We start from the raw sequence: 16,520 nt of genomic DNA, 5'->3' as shown, positions 1-16,520 counted from the left end.
TTCAGTGCGAGGTTCATGACTGCACGATGCTCAGCAACTGGTCGAAGACGGTCTGGGCCGTCTGCAGCACCTTGGCCGCAGCCTGGTAGCCCTGCTGGAATTGCATCAGGCGGGCGGCTTCTTCGTCGAGGTTGACCCCAGCCTGGCCGGAGCGGGTGGCTTCCGCCTGGCTGGCCACGGTGGTGGACACGCTGGCCAGATATTCCGCGCCCTGCACCCGCGAACCGACATCGGCAATCGCAGCGGCGTAGGCTTCGGTCATGGTCTGCCCACGAGAGAGCGTGCCATCGGCCTGCAACTGCTTGCCGACCAAGGTTTCGCTCTGCAGCTTCAGGAAGGCCTTGGCATTGCCGTTGTTGGTGGAGACCACCGTGTCCGATGTCTGCAGGTTGATCTTGTCGCCGTCGCGCGGCACCCCGTTCAGGCGCAGCTCGAAGCCAAGGTCCACCCCGTTGGTCGGGTCGTTGCCAATCGCCTGCCCGGCCTTCCAGGTGCCGGTGTAGCTGGTGTTGTCCGACAGCGTGATGGTGTAGTTGATGCTCTGGTCCGCATTGACCGTGCCGAACTGCACCGTCGCGGGCTGCAGGCTCTTGTCAAACTTGCTGTTGACCGCGTAAAGCGAATCGACCGTGGCCGTGCCCTGGTTGTCCACATCGACCGTGCCCACCACCGGCGAGGCTGCGGCCAGACCGCTGGGGTCGTCCAGGGCGCGTTTGAAGCTGCTGGCGGCCCCGGCCACCGGCTCCAGCACAAAGCGGTCACCTTGCTGCATCGTGCCGGTCATGGTCAGGCTGATGCCGTAGGCCTTTTCGATCTCGTCCTTGTTCATCGTCGTGGCCGTGCCATCGGGGCGCACGGCCACCTGATAGCTGTCCGGCGTGCCGGTCGGGTCCGGCGAGATGACAAAGGACAGGGCCGGTACCAGCGCACCATCGGTGATGGTGGCTGTCAACTTGGCATCGCCCGTGTTGGTGATGGCGGGCAGCACCGTCGGCTCTGCAATGCTGAACAGCGGTCCACCCGCTGCGGTCTTCAAGTCCACACCCAGCGACTGCTGCTCGTTCACCCGGGTGGCGATGGCGGTGGCCATCTGGCCCAGCAGGTTGCGGGCGTCCTGCAGATGGGTGTTTTGATAGCGCAGCAGTGCGGTCAGAGAGCCTCCGGTGAGGGTGCTGTCGTCCAGGACGCGGGTGCCGTTGGCTTCGGTGATGGAGAGCTGGGCACGGGAATTGTCGTAGGGGTCCGACGTGACCTGCAGTTCCTGAGCCTGGTTGCCCAGCACCAGACGCTGGCCGCCGCCGATGAACACCCCCACGGTGCCGTCGCTGCTGTTCACGGTGGAGACCTGCACATACTGGCCCAGTTGCGAGATCAGCTGGTCCCGCTTGTCCAGCAGGTCGTTGGGGGAATGGCTGGTGCCATTGGCCTTGGCGATCTGGTCATTGGCCGTGGCAATCTGTTTGGCCAGCTCATTGACGGTCTTGACGTCCGCCTTCATGTCACTGACCACGCCGGACTGCAGGTTGGCCAGTTGCTGGCCCGCGCTCTGGAACCGCGAGGCCAGTTCCTGTGCCTTGCCCAGCACCACCTGGCGGGCCGACGGATCGGAGGGGCGGCTGGCCACATCCACCAGCGCATTCAGGAAGTCGTTGCTGGCCTGGCCGATGCCGTCCGAGCCGGTCGGGAAGACGTTCTCCAGCTGGGTCAACTGGGCCTGCATGGTGTTGTCCATGAAGGCCTGCGACTTGGCCGCCGCCGCTTCCCGGGTCAGGAACTCATTGTGGGAGCGGGTGACGGTCTGGACATTCACGCCCTTGCCGAAGTAGCCCGCGCCGGTGAACTGCCCGTCCGGCGTGGTGAGCACCACTTCCTGGCGGGAATATCCCGCCACGTTGGCATTGGCAATGTTCTGGCCGATGGTCTGCAGGGCCGCCTGATTGGCGAACATGGCCCGCACGCCAAGGGAGAGCAGGGCAGAGGTCGACATGGTCGGTTCCTAGAGCGTCAGGCCATGGCGCGTTGCACGCGCATGGTCGTGTTGATCACTCGCGCCAGCTTGGACGCGTACTCCGGATCGGTGGCGTAACCGGCCTTCTGCAGGCCCTTGGCAAACCCCTCGGCGCTGCCGGTGCTGGCCTTGGCCACCACGTCGCGATAACGGTCGTTGCCGCTGATCAGCTTGGCGTAGTCCTTGAAGGCTTCTTCATAGCTGCCATAGGCCCGGAACTTGGCGGAGACACGTTGCGGCTTGCCGTCCACGTATTCGGTGGTCTGCACCTCGGCGACCTTGCCGGTCCATCCCGGCCCGGCCTTGATGCCGAAGACATTGAAGCTGCTGCTGCCGTCCTTGTTCAGGATTTCGCGCTTGCCCCAGCCGGACTCATGCGCGGCCTGGGCAATCATGAAACTGGCCGGGATGCCTGTGGCCGCCTGCGCTGCCTTGGCGGCACTGTCATGCTTCTGGATGAAGTCCTGCACATGGGGCTGCACATTCTTCGTGGCCAGTTGCGGCAGCTGCTGGGTACTGGCGGCGGCCTTGGCGCTGGGCAGTTCCCCGTCCTTCACGCCGAGCTGACGCTGCAGATGGCGCTCAATGGCTTGCGACAACCCACCCGGCAGGCCGGCCATCTTGCCGGCGTATTGCTGGTCCAGCATGTCGCTGCCCATCTGGGTGGCGGAGTTGTCCAGCATGCCGGAGCTCATGGTGGCCTGGCGCATGCTCTTCATCACCTCCTGCATGAAGAGGGTTTCAAACTGCTTGGCCGTTTCTTTCACTGCGGCCTTGGGGTCGCGGGCGGCGACCGACTTCAGCTGGTCGATCGAGCGGGTGTCGTTGGAGAGGCCCCCGTTGCCCAGGGCGGTGCTCAGCGGTGTCGAGAGAGCCATGTCAGATCACCTCCAGCTCGGCATTCAGGGCGCCGGCGCTTTTCATCGCCTGCAGGATGGCCAGCAGGTCCTGGGGCGTGGCACCCAGGGTGTTGAGGGCCTTGACCACATCATTGAGACGGGTACCCGCTGGCAGCTGGATCAGCGTGCCAGGGTCCTGCTTGATGGAGATGTCGGTCTTTTCGGTCACGGTGGTCTGGCCGCTGCCCATGGCATTGGGCTGGCTGACCTGCGGCGTGCTGGAGATGGTCACCGCCAGATTGCCGTGAGCCACGGCGCAGGGCGACAGCGTCACGGCCTGGTTCATCACCACCGAGCCGGTGCGGGCATTGATGACGATCCGCGCGGCCGGGGTTTCCAGGTCGATCGGCAGGTTTTCCATATCGGCCAGGAAGGCGATGCGGGCATCCGGCGCCATCGGTGTGCGTACACGCACCACCCGGCCGTCCAGCGGCGTGGCGGTGCCTTCGCCCTTGGCCTTGTTGATGGCCCTGGCCACTGCGCGGGCGGTGCCGAAATCCGAGGCATTCAGGTCCAGCTGCAGGAATTCATTTTGCTGCAGCGGCGTGGGGACGCTGCGCTCCACCAACGCACCGTTGGGAATGCGGCCGGCGCTGAGATGGTTGATCTGCACCTTGGAGCCGCCCTGGGAGGCGCCAGCGCCTCCCACCATCAGGTTGCCCTGGGCAATGGCGTAAACCTGGCCATCCGCACCCCGCAGGGGTGTGGCGATCAAGGTGCCGCCGCGCAGGCTCTTGGCATTGCCCATGGAAGACACCACCACATCCAGCGGCTGGCCCGGCTGGGCAAACGGTGGCAGTTGGGTGGTGATCATCACGGCGGCCACATTGCGCGGCTGCATGGTCACCCCTTGGGGCAGCAGCACACCGAACTGCTGCAGCATGGCCGTCAGGCTCTGGCCGGTGAAGGGCGCCTGGGTGGTCTGGTCGCCGGTGCCGTCCAGACCCACCACCAGCCCGTAGCCGGTCAGCGGGTTGGAACGCACGCCCTGCACCGTCGCCACTTCCTTGATGCGGGTGGCCTGGGCCGGGGTGGCCAGGGCCAGCAACGCCATCAGGCTCAGCAGGCCGCTGGCCAGCAGGCGGGGGCAGGGACTGAAAAAGCGGCGGAAGGAGGGGGTGGTGTTGGGGGACATCTCGGTCACACGTGAGGCAGACTCGTGTGACCGATTGTGGGGAAACTTAAGTCGGCGAAAGGTTCAAGAAGAACCGGGATAGCCAGCCAATTGAATGCGCATCCGCCACGGCGCCACGGCCGCGCTGTTCCACCCGGACGTTGGCCACGGCGGTGGAAGGCACGGTGTTCCCCTGACGGATGGACTGCGGATCCACCTGGCCGAAGAAGCGCAGCACGTCAACGTTGTTGTTCACACCCACCTGTTTCTCGCCCGAGATCAGCAGATGGCCGTTGGGCAGCACCCCGGTCACCACCGCCGTGATGGTGCCGGAGAAGTCATTGGTGTTCTCGTTGGTGCCCTTGCCGGTGTTCTTGTTGCTGGATGTGCCACCCACCTCGGCCCGGCCGCTGCCGAATGAGTTGGCGGCAAAGCCCGGAATGGCCGTGACGGCGGCGGACAGGCTGCCGGTCTTGTCCAGCGCGGAACTGGACTTTTGCGTCGCGCTCACCTTTTCGGTGATCTGGACGGTGACGACGTCGCCGACCAGCCGCGCACGATGGTCCTCGAACAGCGGGCGGAAATTGGCGTTCTGATAGATGGCCCCGTTGTTGGCCGACGCCGGAATCGGCTCGGGCATGCGCACCACCGGTGCTGGCTGCATATCCACCCGTGGCTCCGGATAGGGTGTGCTGCAGGCGCTCAGCAGGGCGAGGGCGGACACGGATCCGGACAGCGTCAACGACACGCCGCGCACCGCCTGACGGACCCGCGAGGCGGCGCCAGGACGCGCCGGATGACGATGACGGGCAGACAGCAGGGAAAACCGGGACATGAACAACTCCTGGAAGATCATGAGGCGCAGGGCCTGGACGCTGGACGGAACCCAGCGACACCAGGCTCAGATCTGCGACAGCTTCTGCAGCATCTGATCCGAGGTCTGGATGGCCTTCGAGTTCAGCTCGTAGGCGCGCTGGGTCTGGATCATGGACACCAGCTCTTCCACCACATTCACATTGGAGGTCTCGGTGAAGCCTTGCTGCACGGCCCCGAGGCTGTTGGTCCCGGGCGCCCCCGTCTGGGGTGTGCCGGAAGCGACCGTCTCCGCATACAGGTTGCCCCCCAGCGATTCCAGGCCGGGCGGGTTGATGAAGTTGGCCAGTTGCAACTGGCCCAGCGTGGTCTGGGCCGTGTTGCCGGCCGTGGTCACCGCCACCGTACCGTCCTGGCCGATGGTCAGGGACTTGGCATCGGCCGGCACGATGATGCCGGGCAGCACGGTGTAGCCGTTGTTGGTTACCAGCTGGCCATTGGAATCCAGCTGGAAGTTGCCATCGCGGGTGTAGCTGGTGGTGCCGTCCGGCATCTGGATCTGAAAGAAGCCGTTGCCCTTGATCGCCACATCCAGGTAGTTGCCGGACTGCTGCAACGACCCCTGGGTGTGGTTGCGCGAGGTGGCCACGGCGCGCACGCCCAGGCCGACCTGCAGCCCGGTGGGCAGGCTGGTCTGCTCGGAGGTGGCGGAGCCGGCCGGGCGGAGGTTCTGATACATCAGATCCTCAAACACCGCATGTTCACGCTTGTAGCCGTTGGTCGAGACGTTGGCCAGGTTGTGGGAGACCACATCCAGCTGCATCTGCTGGGCTTCCATGCCGGTCTTGGCGATCCAGAGGGAACGAAGCATCTTGAACTCCTAATGTTGTCAGGCTGCGGATGAGCGCCGCGCGGACTCAGCTGTCGGACAGCAGCTTGGAGGCTGCCTGTCCATGGGTCTGGGCAATCTGCAGCAGCTTCATCTGCTGTTCAAACTGCCGTGCGGCGGCGATCATGCCGACCATGGTCTCGACCGGGCTGACGTTGGACCCCTCCAGCGCGCCCGCCTGCACCTGCGCCGCCGGATCGGCCGGCAGCGGCTCGCCATCGGGGGCGGCAAACAGGCCGTCGGTGCGGCGGGTGAAACGGCCGTCCTCGGTCACCAGCTTGAGCTTGCCGATGTTCACCGGCCGCTGGTTCCCGGTCTTGGCGGTGACGGTGCCATCGGCCCCGATGTCCACCGTGGAATTGGGGGGCACCGAAATCGGGCCACCGTCGCCCAGCACCTGCAGGCCGTTGCGCATCACCAGCAGGCCTTCGGCATTCACATCCATCGAGCCGGCACGGGTGTAGGCCTCGGTGCCGTCCAGCGCCTGGACGGCCATCCAGGAGCGGCCTTTCATGGCCACGTCCAGGTTGCGGCCCGTGGTTTCCACCGGGCCGGCCGACAGATCGTGGCCGGTGGTGGTTTCCAGCGAGAAGGCCCGCACGGTGGACCCGTCGCCACGGACGGGCACCGAGCGAAACGCCTGCAGTTCGGCGCGGAAGCCGTTGCTGTTGACGTTGGCCAGGTTGTTGGCCAGCACGTCCTGGCGCGAGAGGGCGGCCTGGGCGCCACTCATCGACAGATAGATCATGCGGTCCATGGTGCGGGGTCCTTGGCGGTCGGGCGGTCAGCGGGTTAGCAGGGCATCAACGCAGGTTCACCAGCGTCTGCAGCACCTGATCCTGCGTTTTGATGGTCTGCGCATTGGCCTGGTAGACACGCTGGGCGGTCACCATGTTCACCAGCTCATTGGTCAGGTCCACGTTGGACTCTTCCAGCGAACCGGCATTGATCGAGCCCAGGTTGCCGTCCCCCGGAACGCCCACCACGGCGTCCCCGGACGCGTTGGTGCGGGACCAGAGGTTGCCGCCCATCGGTTGCAGGCCCTGCGGATTGCGGAAGTTCGCCAGTTCCACCTGGCCCGCCGGTTTGGACTGGCCGTTGGAATACCGGGCGGTGACGATGCCGTTGTTCTCGATGCTGATGCCGGTGAGCTGGCCCGGGGCGTAGCCGTCCTGCGTCAGACTGGTCACGGCGAAGTTGGCGCCGTTTTCCACGGCCGAGGTCATGTCCAGCGAAATCCCCTGCACCGAGGGATCGGACAGGTCGGCGGGCGGTGCGGGGATCGACAGCGTCGGCGCCCCTTGCGAGTTCACGCCGGCAGGAATCTTCAGGTTCAGCAGCTCATTGGCGGCCGGCGACACCGGATTGCCGCCGGTGGGCAGGAAGGTGACCTGGGTGTAGGGCGTCAGCGGGTTGCCGGTGGTCGTGCCGTCGTCGGTCTGGATGGGGTTGCCTTGGGCGTCGTACTGCACGGCGCTGCCGTTGGCCGTCACATAGACGTTCCAGACGGTGTTGCCGTTGGCATCGTCATTGTTGGCGCGCTGGTAATACAGCGTCACAGCCACCGGCTGGCCCTTGGCGTCATACACCGTCAGCGAGGTGGCGTTGTTGTAGGACGTGGGGTCGTCCAGCTTGATGCCGGTCTGGTCGATCTTGGCCGAATTCGGATCGGCCGGGTCGCTCAGTTCATACGGGGCGGTGGCGGCAGCGCGCGAATCCAGCGTGAACTCCATGTCGATGGTGCTTGTCACCTTGGGGTCGATGCCGCCGGTGGGCAGCTTCAGCGAGGTGGCCAGGCCCGGCTGGATCACGCCGTTGCTGTCCGCCGGATACCCTTGCAGCTTGAGCTGATCGTTGTTGACGATGTAGCCTTCCCGGTCCACTTTGAACTGGCCGTTGCGGGTGTACACCGTGGGGCTCGCGCCGTCGCTGACCTGGAAGAAGCCGTTGCCGTTGATGGCCAGATCCATCGGGTTCTCGGTCACGGTGATGTTGCCTTGGGTGAACTGCTGGGCCACGGCCTGCAGTTGCACACCAATGCCGATCTGGTTGGTGCCCGCACCATTCAGCGCGGTGGCGTACATGTCGGCGAATTCGGCGCGGGACGACTTCGCGCCGTAGGTCTGGGCGTTCGCAATGTTGTTGCCGATGACTTCCAGGTTCTTGCTGGAAGCGTTCAATCCGGAGAGGCCTTGTTGGAAGCTCATGGGAAGTCCTTGGGCGGTTCGGTTCTGTTCAGGGGCGGACGGGCGTCCTCAGACGATGTTGCGGACCTTGTCGTAATCGACCAGTCCGCCGTTCTTCAGTTCCAGCTGCAGCGTGGCGCCGCTGGTGTTGACGGCGCTCACCACATCGCGGGTGTAGGTGGTGGCGGTGACGGGGTTGGTGCTCTTGGTGGCGGTGACGCGGAAGGTCAGGCCGGTGGTTTCACCGGACTTGCTGGCGTCCCAGGTGTAGGTCTGGCTGCCCGCTTTCTGCGCCCCCAGGTCCTGGGTGGAGATCACGTTGCCGGCGCCATTGAGCACTTCCAGCTTCACCGTGTCGGCCGGGTTGGCCAGGTCATAGTTCAGCGAGGCCTTGCCGTTCTCCACCGCCACGCTGTTGCCAGGCACGGTCACCGAGCGTCCCACCAGGCTGACGCTTTGCAGCGCCTGCATCTGGCTGAACTGGGTGGCCAGGCTCTGGATGCTGGTGTTCACGTTGCCCACGCCGGTGACGGTCTGGATTTGCGCCAGCTGGGTCGTCACCTGGGCGTTGTCCATCGGATTCATCGGATCCTGGTTCTGCATCTGGGCCACCAGCAGCTTCAGGAAACGGTCCTGCGTGTCAGCGGCCGAGGGCGTCGAGCTGGAGGTCGTGCCCGTGCTGCTGCTGGAGGTCTTGCTGGTGCTGTTGAGGGTGGTGAAGTCCATGATGGGCCTTCCTGAGGTGGGGGGTGAGGGCGGTCAAGACCGGGCGGGGGATCAGCCCTGGCCCATCTGGAGGGTCTTGAGCAGCAGCGACTTGGCCGTGCCCATGACTTCGAGGTTGTTCTGGTAGGAACGTGAGGCGGAGATCATGTTGACCATCTCCTCCACCGTGTTCACATTGCTGTAGGTGACATAGCCATCGGCATCAGCCAGCTGGTGGCTGGGGTCGTGTACCCGGCGGCCGGGCGCCTGGTTTTCCTTCACCGCCACCACCTGCACACCGACGTCGGTGGCGTCGGTCATGCCGCCGTTCTGGTTCATCAGGCTCTGGAACACCACCTCGCGGGCCTTGTAGGCCTGGCCGTCCGGGCCGGCGACGGTGTCGGCATTGGCCATGTTGCTGGCCACCGCATTCAGGCGCTGGCTCTGCGCGCTGACGGCGCTGCCGGAGATGTGGAAGATGCTGAACATCGACATCGCTGGGTCCTCCTCGGGGATTCTCTTCAGGCGGTCCTAGGCGTCAGGCAGCGTTGGGCGATTTCATCGCGTCCATGATCGTGCGGACACTGCCGTTGATGAATCGCAGGGAGGCCTCGTACTTCACCGTGTTGTCGGCAAAGCTGGCACGTTCGCGGTCCATGTCCACGGTGTTGCTGTCCATGCTGGTCATGGCGCTGAGCGAGTTCTGCAGCACGCTCTGGGTGCGCTCGGTCAGGGTCTGGTTGGAACCGGTCGCGGCCGGCGAGGTGGCTTCACGCAGCGCCTTGGCAAAGTCCAGGTCCCGCGACTGGTAGCCTGGGGTGTCCGCATTGGCGATGTTGCTGGCCAGCAGGCGCTGACGCTCCGCCCGCAGGGTCAGTGCCTGGGCCTGGAAGTTCATCGCGTCGGTCAATCGGTTCATCATGCTGCTGGCTCCTGGTGGGCGTCCGGCCGGTGAGGGCGGATGCCGGTGGGCTTGTCACGTTCGGGCATTGTGGGCAGCCGGCCGGAAAACATGAGCGCGATAAGACGGGGGTTCCCGGCGTATTTCGAAGCCATGGGGTGGGGGGCGGTGGATAGAGTGGCAGGCCATGGCATTTCCAATCCACTCCCACGCGCGGCTGTTCGGCGCCAGGGCGACGGGCCCCGTCCCGTCGGCTCGCCGGTGGGCCCATGGGCGCGCCGGGGCGCCGGACCACGGGCTGATGAACCGCTTGCCGAAGCGCCGTTTGCCGATCAGCGGGTGGGTGATGACCGGCCTGCTGATGACCGGCCTGCTCATGTGCGGCATGGGCATGGCCCAGGCCGTGGCGGGTTCGCTGCCGGAGCCGATCATTGATCCCACGATGGGTGCGGCCAGCGCACAGATGCAGGGCCAGCTGGAGGCGCAGACCGCAGCGCAGCCGTCACTGCCGCAGCGCAAGCCCGCCGTGCAAGGGGCCGGCTCCCTTCAGACTCTCAACCGCCCACCGCTGACGACCTCGGCGGCCGTGCCTCAGGCGCCCAGCCCAACGCCTGGCGCGGTGCCGACCCCGCGAGGGACGCCCGGCAACGGGATGGCCAGTGCGACGGCCCACGCGCTCCCGCCGCCCAGCCCGCTGGAAGCGAGTTTGCAGGAAACGCTTCAGATGCTGGCCCTGGCCGGCGCCCGCCAGGTGGCACCCACCCAGGCCCGGGTGGAAGTGGAACTGGGGCGGCTGGACCCGCGCCTGCGCCTGGCGCCCTGTGACCAGATCCAACCCTATCTGCCCCCCAACCAGCGGATGTGGGGGCGTACCCGCATCGGCATCCGCTGCCTGTCCGGCCCGACCAAATGGAATGTCAGCCTGCCGCTGACCATCCGGGTGTTTGCACCGGCCTACGTGGCCATGGCCGACCTGCCGGTCGGGACGCTCCTGACTCAAGAACATCTTCGACTGGCCGATACGGACATTGCCGGTGAGGGGGGCGTGATCTTTTCCCAACCTGAAGGCTGGGTCGGGCGCCACCTTGCCAAGGGCTTGATGGCCGGTGAGGCGCTGCGCTCGACCGACTTGAAGCTGCGCCAATGGGTGCAGCCGGGGGACCGGGTGCAGGTCCAGGCCGCCGGGCAGGGGTATGCCGTCTCCGGCGAAGGCCAGGCGATGGGGGTGGGGCTGGAAGGGCAGGAGGTTCGCATCCGCTTTGACAACGGACGGATGGTCACAGGTCGAACTGTGGGCGAACGTAAAGTCGAGGTGCTGCTGTGAATCTGGCCGGAAAATCGGCCGGCTTCCCTGGCGCGCCGCCTGCCGCCACGGGGTGGCGAGCACCGGCAAGCGTGAAATGGGCGTTGAAATGGACGGGATTTGTCCCGTTCATCACTATCCATTTTGTGAAGACAGGCCCTAAAGTCTGGGCTGCACAGGTCGATATACCGAATATCGAATGGGGTCCGGCATCTGCCCGGGCCCACGGATGAATGCCAGGAGAATGGCCATGAAGATCGGTAACAGCCCAGAACTCAATGCCTACACCAAGGTGAGCAGCACGCGCACCGGTGGGGCTGATGCCGGCCGTGCCACCCCGACGACCAGCACCGGCACCAGCAACAGCACCAGCAACACAGCGGCCGCCACCGATGCGTCCAGCAGCGGTGCCACCCGTGCCACCGGCGTGGCTGCGCAGGACGCAGCGTCGCAGGTTGCCTTGTCCAGCACCGCCAGCTCGCTGATGTCGTCGACGGCCGGTACGGACGACAGTGTCGACATGGACAAGGTCAATCGCATTGCCGCTGCCATCCGCAACGGCGAGTTCAGCATCAACGCCGGGGTGATTGCCGACAAGCTCATCGCCAACACGGCCGAGCTGCTGGGCAAGGTGCAGTCTCACTGATCGTTTGGATCCACTGAAAGCCTGCCCGCGTGTCCGCCCTGAAGATCAACGTGCCCCTCAACGTGCCTGGTGTCGCCATGTCTGCAACGCCCAATGCCCAGCCCTCGGTCGACCTCGAGCAGCCGCTGCAAGAGGTGGAAAGCTGCCTGAATCTGCTGGGCGAAGCTCTGCACCGCCGGGACACCCAGGCCATCGAGCTGCATGCGGCTTCGCTGCATCTGTCGCTGGCCCGCGCGATTGAGCAGTTCACCGTGGCCGCCCGCAGCGGCACGGTGCCCCCGGGCCTTCGTACGCGCCTGGTGCAGGCCGGCGGCCGTGTGGCCGCCCAGCGCGAATCGCTGGCCCGCGCCACGGCCGCGCTGGACCGCGCCATTGATGTGCTGATGCCCGGAGAACCCAGCGGCTTGTATGGGGCGTCCGGCAAGAGCGAGCGCAAGTCGGTCCTGGCGGGAGGTTCGATCCAGGCTTGAGGGAACACAGTGGGCGGCCCGAGCCCGCCCGGTCGCTCCGACAAGTCAAAAGGCCACGCAGTGCGTGGCCTTTGTCATGGTGGGTGCTGTGAATCGAGGAGGGGCCAGAAGGGGCGGCTCGCAGGTCAGCGTGTCGCCTTGCGGCGCAGGCAGTCCAGATACGCATGCCCGTCGGGGGGCAGTCCGCTGCGCTGTGAGGTCCAGATCATCTCGCCCAGGCACTCCATCGCTTCGTGGTGGGCCTCATGCAGCGACTGCCGGCGGGCCGCCAGCAGGTCCAGCGCCTGCCGCACACCACGCGGCTGGTCGATCTTGTGCTGCTCGATCAAGGTCAGGTGCATGGAGAGGTGGAGGAACGGATTGGTCCGTCCCTCCTCGACGGTATAGACCGCCGCCAGCGCGGCCGCCGGGTCGACCAGATCGTCGTGATATTCGGGATGTTCAACGATCCAGTCCGCCGCGATGACCTCCATCGGCGTCAGGGGCAGGCTCTCGCGCTGCTTGCGATAGGTCTCGCAGAAGAACTTCCGGACCTCGAGTTGGGAAGGAGCAAACATATAGCCTGGATTGTCGCCCGACCGGTCAAGGTTTGCCGGCCTGGGGGTGCTGCTCGGGCTCCTGCCAGGGGCGAGCGCCTTGACCGTCGGCCAATGCACGGCGCTCCTGGGCCAGGCGCTCCTCCAACTGCTGCCGGCCTTGCTTGGACAAGGCAATCAGCGTGTCCAGATCGCCCCGATGCGGACGCATCGCTTCCATCTGCTCAACGCTGTGGCGGCGGAAGCGCCAGGCCAGTTGGCGGGCGGCGTGTGGGGTCCAGCCGATCTGCTCCATGACACTGCGGGCGCTCATCAAGGCGGAGTCCAGCGTCTCCCGTTCAATCATCTCCACGCCCAGGTCGCGCAGGGCGTAGTAGTGCTGCACATTGCGGGCGCGGGCGACGATCTGCAGGTGCGGGAACTGCTCACGGGCCAGTCCGGCAATCTTGATGCTGTGGTTGATGTCGTCCACCGCAATCACCAGTACATGGGCCGTGTCGGCCCCGGCGATGCGCAGCAAATCCAGCCGGGTCGCATCGCCCCAGAACACCCGCCAGCCAAAGCGCCGCAGTGACTCCACCGTGTCGGCGTCGTGGTCCAGCACCGTCGCGCTGACCCCGTTGGCATTGAGCACGCGGCCGATGATCTGCCCATAACGGCCGAAGCCGGCAATGATCACGGGCGAGTCCTGCTGCTCCTTGAGCTCATGCGGCGAACTGCGGGTCTCCTTGCGCGCCTGCCGCTGCACCCAGGCCAGCAGGGCCGGCGTGAGCGCCAGCGACAATGCGACCGCCGCCACCAGCACCGAGCGCTGTGCGGCATCCAGCAGCGTGGCCTGCTCGGCCAGTTGGAACACCACAAAACCGAACTCACCGCCCTGAGCCAGGAGGATGACAAAGACCGGGCGCTCCAGCTTGGGCAAGTCCATCAGCCGCGCCAGTGTGGCCAGCACCAGGCCCTTGCAGACCCACAGCGCGGCCAGCATGCCCAGCACGGCCATCGGGCGCTGCCACAGCACGGTCAGGTCCAGCCCCATGCCGACGGCAATGAAGAACATGCCCAGCAGCAGGCCCTTGAACGGCTCCAGGTCGGCCTCCAGGGCGCGGCGGTACTCGCTTTCGGCCAGCAGCACGCCGGCCGCGAAGGCGCCCAGCGCCATGGACAGGCCCACCTTCTGCATCAGCGCGGCGGTACCGAGCACCAGCAGCAGCGACGCGGCGGTGAAGATCTCCGGTGTGCGGCTGCGGGCGATCCACCGCAACACCGGCCGCAACAGCAGACGGCCGCCCAGCACGATGGCCACCAGCGCACCCAGCGCCAGCCACAAGCGCGTGCTGTTGTGGCCGGCGGCGGGGCGGCCCTGGCTGGCCAGCAGCGGCACGAGCGCCAGCACCGGGATGGCGGCAATGTCCTGCAGCAGGGCCACGCTGATCACGCTCTGGCCCGCGCGGGTGCTACCCAGATTGCGCTCTGCCAGCACGGCCAGTGCAACGGCGGTGGACGACATGGCCAGGCCCAGCGCGGCGATCACGGCGGTGTGCCAATCGGCATCCAGCCAGAAGGCGGGCACCAGCAGCAGTGCAGCGCATCCCAGCATCTGGGCCGAGCCCCAGCCGAAGATCGGCCGACGCATCGCCCACAAGCGCTTGGGCTCCAGTTCCAGCCCCACCAGGAACATCATCAGCACGACGCCGAATTCACCGATCTCCAGCACGGTGGCGGGGTGGCTGATCAGCCCCAGCACCTGCGGGCCCAGCAGCACGCCGGCCACGAGATAACCCAGGATCGCGCCCAGTTTCAGGCCACGTGCCAGCGGCACGGCCAGCACTGCGGCGGCCAGCAGCACCAGCGGCGTCATCAGCCAATTGCCATGTGCTTGCATCAGACCGGCACTCCTTCCTGATGGGCCGGCCGGTCCTCATTGGGGACGTCCTCCTGAGCGGGGGCCGGCTGGAGGTGGCTCGAGTCCGGCAGGGCCGTGAGGCCGTCGACGAAGCGGCGGGCGTGGGCCTGAATGTCTTCCGCGCTGGCCTTCTGCGCGCTGTGCAGCAGCAGCGGCGGCACAAAGCGCATGCCGCACAGGGCGGCCGTCTGGGCGTAGGGCAGCAGGAAGTCTTCCACCGGATGGTGGTTGTAACCCTCGGGGCTGTAGGCATGGGCGCTACCGCCGGTGGAGGTCACCAGCCACAGGTCCTTGCCATGCAGCGCGTGGCCGCTGTTGCCGTAGGCGAAGCCCACGCTCAGCACTTCATCCACCCACAGCTTCATCAAGGCCGGCATGCCGTACCAATGCATCGGATGCAGCCACACCAGCAGCCTGGCCTCCCGCAGCGCTTCCTGTTCGGCATGGGTGTCGATGGAATAGTCCGGATACAGCGAATACAGGTCCCGGACCCGCACGGTGGGCATGGCGTGCACGGCGGACAGCAGCGCCCGTGTAACCCGGGAATGGGCCAGATCGGGATGGGCGGCCAGGATCAGGACGGGTGCAGCCGGATCCGCCAGGGGCGGTGTCGGCTTCTGGGTGTCCCTCTCAGGGTTGGCACCAGGGGGGTGTTGCGGCGAAGACATGGGCCGGGAGTATGCGGTATCGCCTAAGATCCTGTCGCACCCCAATGAGGAGAGCATCCAGCAGAGGAGGGGCCATGCCGGTGATTCTGGTCGCCAACCCCAAAGGGGGCGTTGGCAAGAGCACGCTCGCGAGCAACATCGCGGGCTACCTGTCCCATCGCGGCCACACCGTGATGCTGGGCGATATCGACCGTCAGCAATCCTCCGCCCGCTGGCTGGCCCAGCGACCGGCCAGCGTTCCGCTGGTGCAGGGGTGGGCGCTGCAATCCACAGACGCTTTGCGCACACCCAAGGGAGTGACCCATGCGGTGCTGGACACGCCGGCGGGCCTGCACGGCAAGAAGCTGGCGCAGGCGCTGAAAGTGGCGGACCGCGTGGTGGTCCCGCTGCAGCCGAGCCTGTTTGACATCCAGGCGACATACGATTTTGTGCAGGAGCTGCAAGATGCCCGCCAGGATCGTGGGACCAACGGCCATCGGTTGTTGGTGGGGCTGGTGGCGATGCGGGTGCGTGAGGGCACTCTCTCGCAGCAGCAGTTGCAGCAGTTCATTGCCCAGTTGGGTCTGCCCTTGCTGGCGCAACTGCGTGACACGCAGAACTATGTGCAACTGGCGGCGCGCGGGCTCACCTTGTGGGACATCGCCCCGGGCCGCGTGGCCCGCGATCTGGAGCAATGGCACGAGCTGTGCGCCTGGCTGGAGCCGCCTCCCCTCAACTGAGCGAGCCGTCCGGGTGCCTGCATTCAATCAGGAGACCCGCATGCGCATGTTTGACACCTTGGACCAGCTTCCCCCGCTGGTGGGCCAGGAGATTGGCCTGTCCGACTGGGTGGAGGTGGACCAGGCCAGGATCAACGCCTTTGCCGAGGCCACCGAAGACCGGCAGTGGATCCATACGGACCCGGAGCGGGCGGCGCAGGGGCCCTTTGGCGGACCGGTGGCGCATGGCTTTCTCACGCTCAGCCTGCTCCCGCGTTTCTTTGAGACGGGCTTTTGTGTGCGGGAAACGCGCATGGGCCTGAACTACGGCCTGGACCGGGTGCGTTTTCCGGCGCCTGTGCCGGTGGGCAGCCGCTTGCGGGGGCGATTTGTGCTCAAGCGCGCCGACCCGGTGGACGGCGGTTTGCAATTGCTGGTGGAGGTCACGGTGGAGACCGAACGCGGCGGTAAGCCGGTGTGTGTGGCGGAATCGATCACCCGCCAGTACCGCTGATCCCCCATCAATACCGATCGGTGGGTTCACGCGACCGGCGGCGGCGTCTGGTTGCCATGGTCTTTACAAAGGCGACACACAACTGGGCGAGAGGTGCAGCCAGAAAGAGGGCGATCAGCGCGCAAAACGTCTCGTCACCCACGGAACCCCACCGATTTCAATCCGGCGTCCGCAACGCTTTTGTCTCTCTTGTAACGCAACGCTTGTGCAGCGGAAATATGTTCTATTAGAGAACTTTTCGTCACCCATGAAGCCACCGTAAGGGGG

The 16,520-nt window shown here is 66.0% G+C and carries 18 protein-coding genes; 5 read left to right on the top strand and 13 right to left on the bottom strand.

Features of this window, described 5'->3' with window-relative positions; genetic code table 11:
• Nucleotides 1–13: 13 nt before the first annotated feature.
• From flgK to flgB, 10 genes are all read right to left on the bottom strand, one after another.
• Nucleotides 14–1,987 (bottom strand): flagellar hook-associated protein FlgK, encoded by a 1,974-nt coding sequence (gene flgK / locus OU995_RS23640; protein WP_267832622.1) that lies wholly within the window; start codon nt 1,985–1,987, stop codon nt 14–16.
• A 17-nt stretch (nt 1,988–2,004) separates the two neighbouring features.
• Nucleotides 2,005–2,886, bottom strand: a complete 882-nt coding sequence (gene flgJ, locus OU995_RS23635) for a flagellar assembly peptidoglycan hydrolase FlgJ (RefSeq protein ID WP_267832620.1) — start codon at nt 2,884–2,886, stop codon at nt 2,005–2,007.
• A gap of 1 nt (nt 2,887) precedes the next feature.
• Complete coding sequence (locus OU995_RS23630) at nt 2,888–4,042, bottom strand: flagellar basal body P-ring protein FlgI (protein ID WP_420714758.1); 1,155 nt, start codon at nt 4,040–4,042, stop codon at nt 2,888–2,890.
• Nucleotides 4,043–4,088: 46 nt separating this feature from the next.
• On the bottom strand, nt 4,089–4,856 hold the full coding sequence (locus OU995_RS23625; RefSeq protein WP_267832618.1) for a flagellar basal body L-ring protein FlgH: 768 nt from the start codon (nt 4,854–4,856) through the stop codon (nt 4,089–4,091).
• Between the two features lie 66 nt (nt 4,857–4,922).
• A complete protein-coding gene (flgG, locus tag OU995_RS23620; RefSeq protein WP_267832617.1) occupies nt 4,923–5,705 on the bottom strand; it encodes a flagellar basal-body rod protein FlgG in 783 nt (260 codons plus the stop codon).
• Between the two features lie 46 nt (nt 5,706–5,751).
• A complete protein-coding gene (flgF, locus tag OU995_RS23615) occupies nt 5,752–6,480 on the bottom strand; it encodes a flagellar basal-body rod protein FlgF (protein WP_267832616.1) in 729 nt (242 codons plus the stop codon).
• 46 nt (nt 6,481–6,526) lie between these two features.
• On the bottom strand, nt 6,527–7,930 hold the full coding sequence (flgE, locus tag OU995_RS23610; protein ID WP_267832615.1) for a flagellar hook protein FlgE: 1,404 nt from the start codon (nt 7,928–7,930) through the stop codon (nt 6,527–6,529).
• A 48-nt stretch (nt 7,931–7,978) separates the two neighbouring features.
• Nucleotides 7,979–8,635, bottom strand: a complete 657-nt coding sequence (locus OU995_RS23605; protein WP_267832614.1) for a flagellar hook assembly protein FlgD — start codon at nt 8,633–8,635, stop codon at nt 7,979–7,981.
• Between the two features lie 51 nt (nt 8,636–8,686).
• A complete protein-coding gene (flgC, locus tag OU995_RS23600) occupies nt 8,687–9,109 on the bottom strand; it encodes a flagellar basal body rod protein FlgC (protein ID WP_267832612.1) in 423 nt (140 codons plus the stop codon).
• A 43-nt stretch (nt 9,110–9,152) separates the two neighbouring features.
• On the bottom strand, nt 9,153–9,536 hold the full coding sequence (flgB, locus tag OU995_RS23595; protein WP_267832610.1) for a flagellar basal body rod protein FlgB: 384 nt from the start codon (nt 9,534–9,536) through the stop codon (nt 9,153–9,155).
• Between the two features lie 280 nt (nt 9,537–9,816).
• On the opposite strand from flgB, the gene flgA reads away from it, so the two are divergent.
• The 3 genes from flgA (at nt 9,817) to OU995_RS23580 (ending at nt 11,934) form a co-directional block, all read left to right on the top strand.
• Nucleotides 9,817–10,839, top strand: a complete 1,023-nt coding sequence (flgA, locus tag OU995_RS23590) for a flagellar basal body P-ring formation chaperone FlgA (protein ID WP_267832609.1) — start codon at nt 9,817–9,819, stop codon at nt 10,837–10,839.
• Between the two features lie 229 nt (nt 10,840–11,068).
• Entirely contained in the window at nt 11,069–11,464 is a 396-nt protein-coding gene (flgM, locus tag OU995_RS23585) for a flagellar biosynthesis anti-sigma factor FlgM (protein ID WP_267832608.1), read from the top strand.
• A 29-nt stretch (nt 11,465–11,493) separates the two neighbouring features.
• On the top strand, nt 11,494–11,934 hold the full coding sequence (locus OU995_RS23580) for a hypothetical protein (RefSeq protein WP_267832607.1): 441 nt from the start codon (nt 11,494–11,496) through the stop codon (nt 11,932–11,934).
• Between the two features lie 125 nt (nt 11,935–12,059).
• Here the strand turns inward: OU995_RS23580 and OU995_RS23575 are convergent, their stop codons facing one another.
• The 3 genes from OU995_RS23575 to OU995_RS23565 are packed head-to-tail and all read right to left on the bottom strand — an operon-like array spanning nt 12,060 to nt 15,041.
• Nucleotides 12,060–12,491 (bottom strand): DUF1841 family protein, encoded by a 432-nt coding sequence (locus tag OU995_RS23575; RefSeq protein ID WP_267832605.1) that lies wholly within the window; start codon nt 12,489–12,491, stop codon nt 12,060–12,062.
• A gap of 25 nt (nt 12,492–12,516) precedes the next feature.
• Entirely contained in the window at nt 12,517–14,352 is a 1,836-nt protein-coding gene (gene kefC, locus OU995_RS23570; RefSeq protein ID WP_267832603.1) for a glutathione-regulated potassium-efflux system protein KefC, read from the bottom strand.
• Nucleotides 14,352–15,041 carry an NAD(P)H-dependent oxidoreductase gene (locus OU995_RS23565; RefSeq protein WP_267832601.1) on the bottom strand — a complete coding sequence of 230 codons (690 nt, stop codon included), beginning with the start codon at nt 15,039–15,041 and terminating at the stop codon, nt 14,352–14,354. Before OU995_RS23565 ends, kefC begins: the two co-directional genes overlap by 1 nt.
• A 74-nt stretch (nt 15,042–15,115) precedes the next feature.
• Between OU995_RS23565 and OU995_RS23560 the strand changes: the two genes are divergently transcribed.
• Both OU995_RS23560 and OU995_RS23555 read left to right on the top strand, forming a co-directional pair.
• Nucleotides 15,116–15,760 (top strand): ParA family protein, encoded by a 645-nt coding sequence (locus OU995_RS23560; protein WP_267832600.1) that lies wholly within the window; start codon nt 15,116–15,118, stop codon nt 15,758–15,760.
• Between the two features lie 40 nt (nt 15,761–15,800).
• Nucleotides 15,801–16,253, top strand: coding sequence for a MaoC family dehydratase (locus tag OU995_RS23555; RefSeq protein WP_267832599.1), 453 nt, complete (start codon nt 15,801–15,803; stop codon nt 16,251–16,253).
• Nucleotides 16,254–16,520 lie beyond the last annotated feature (267 nt).

Origin of the sequence: Roseateles sp. SL47 (genome assembly GCF_026625885.1) — a bacterium.
Taxonomy (GTDB): domain Bacteria; phylum Pseudomonadota; class Gammaproteobacteria; order Burkholderiales; family Burkholderiaceae_C; genus Roseateles.
This window is presented reverse-complemented; position numbering and strand designations above follow the sequence as displayed.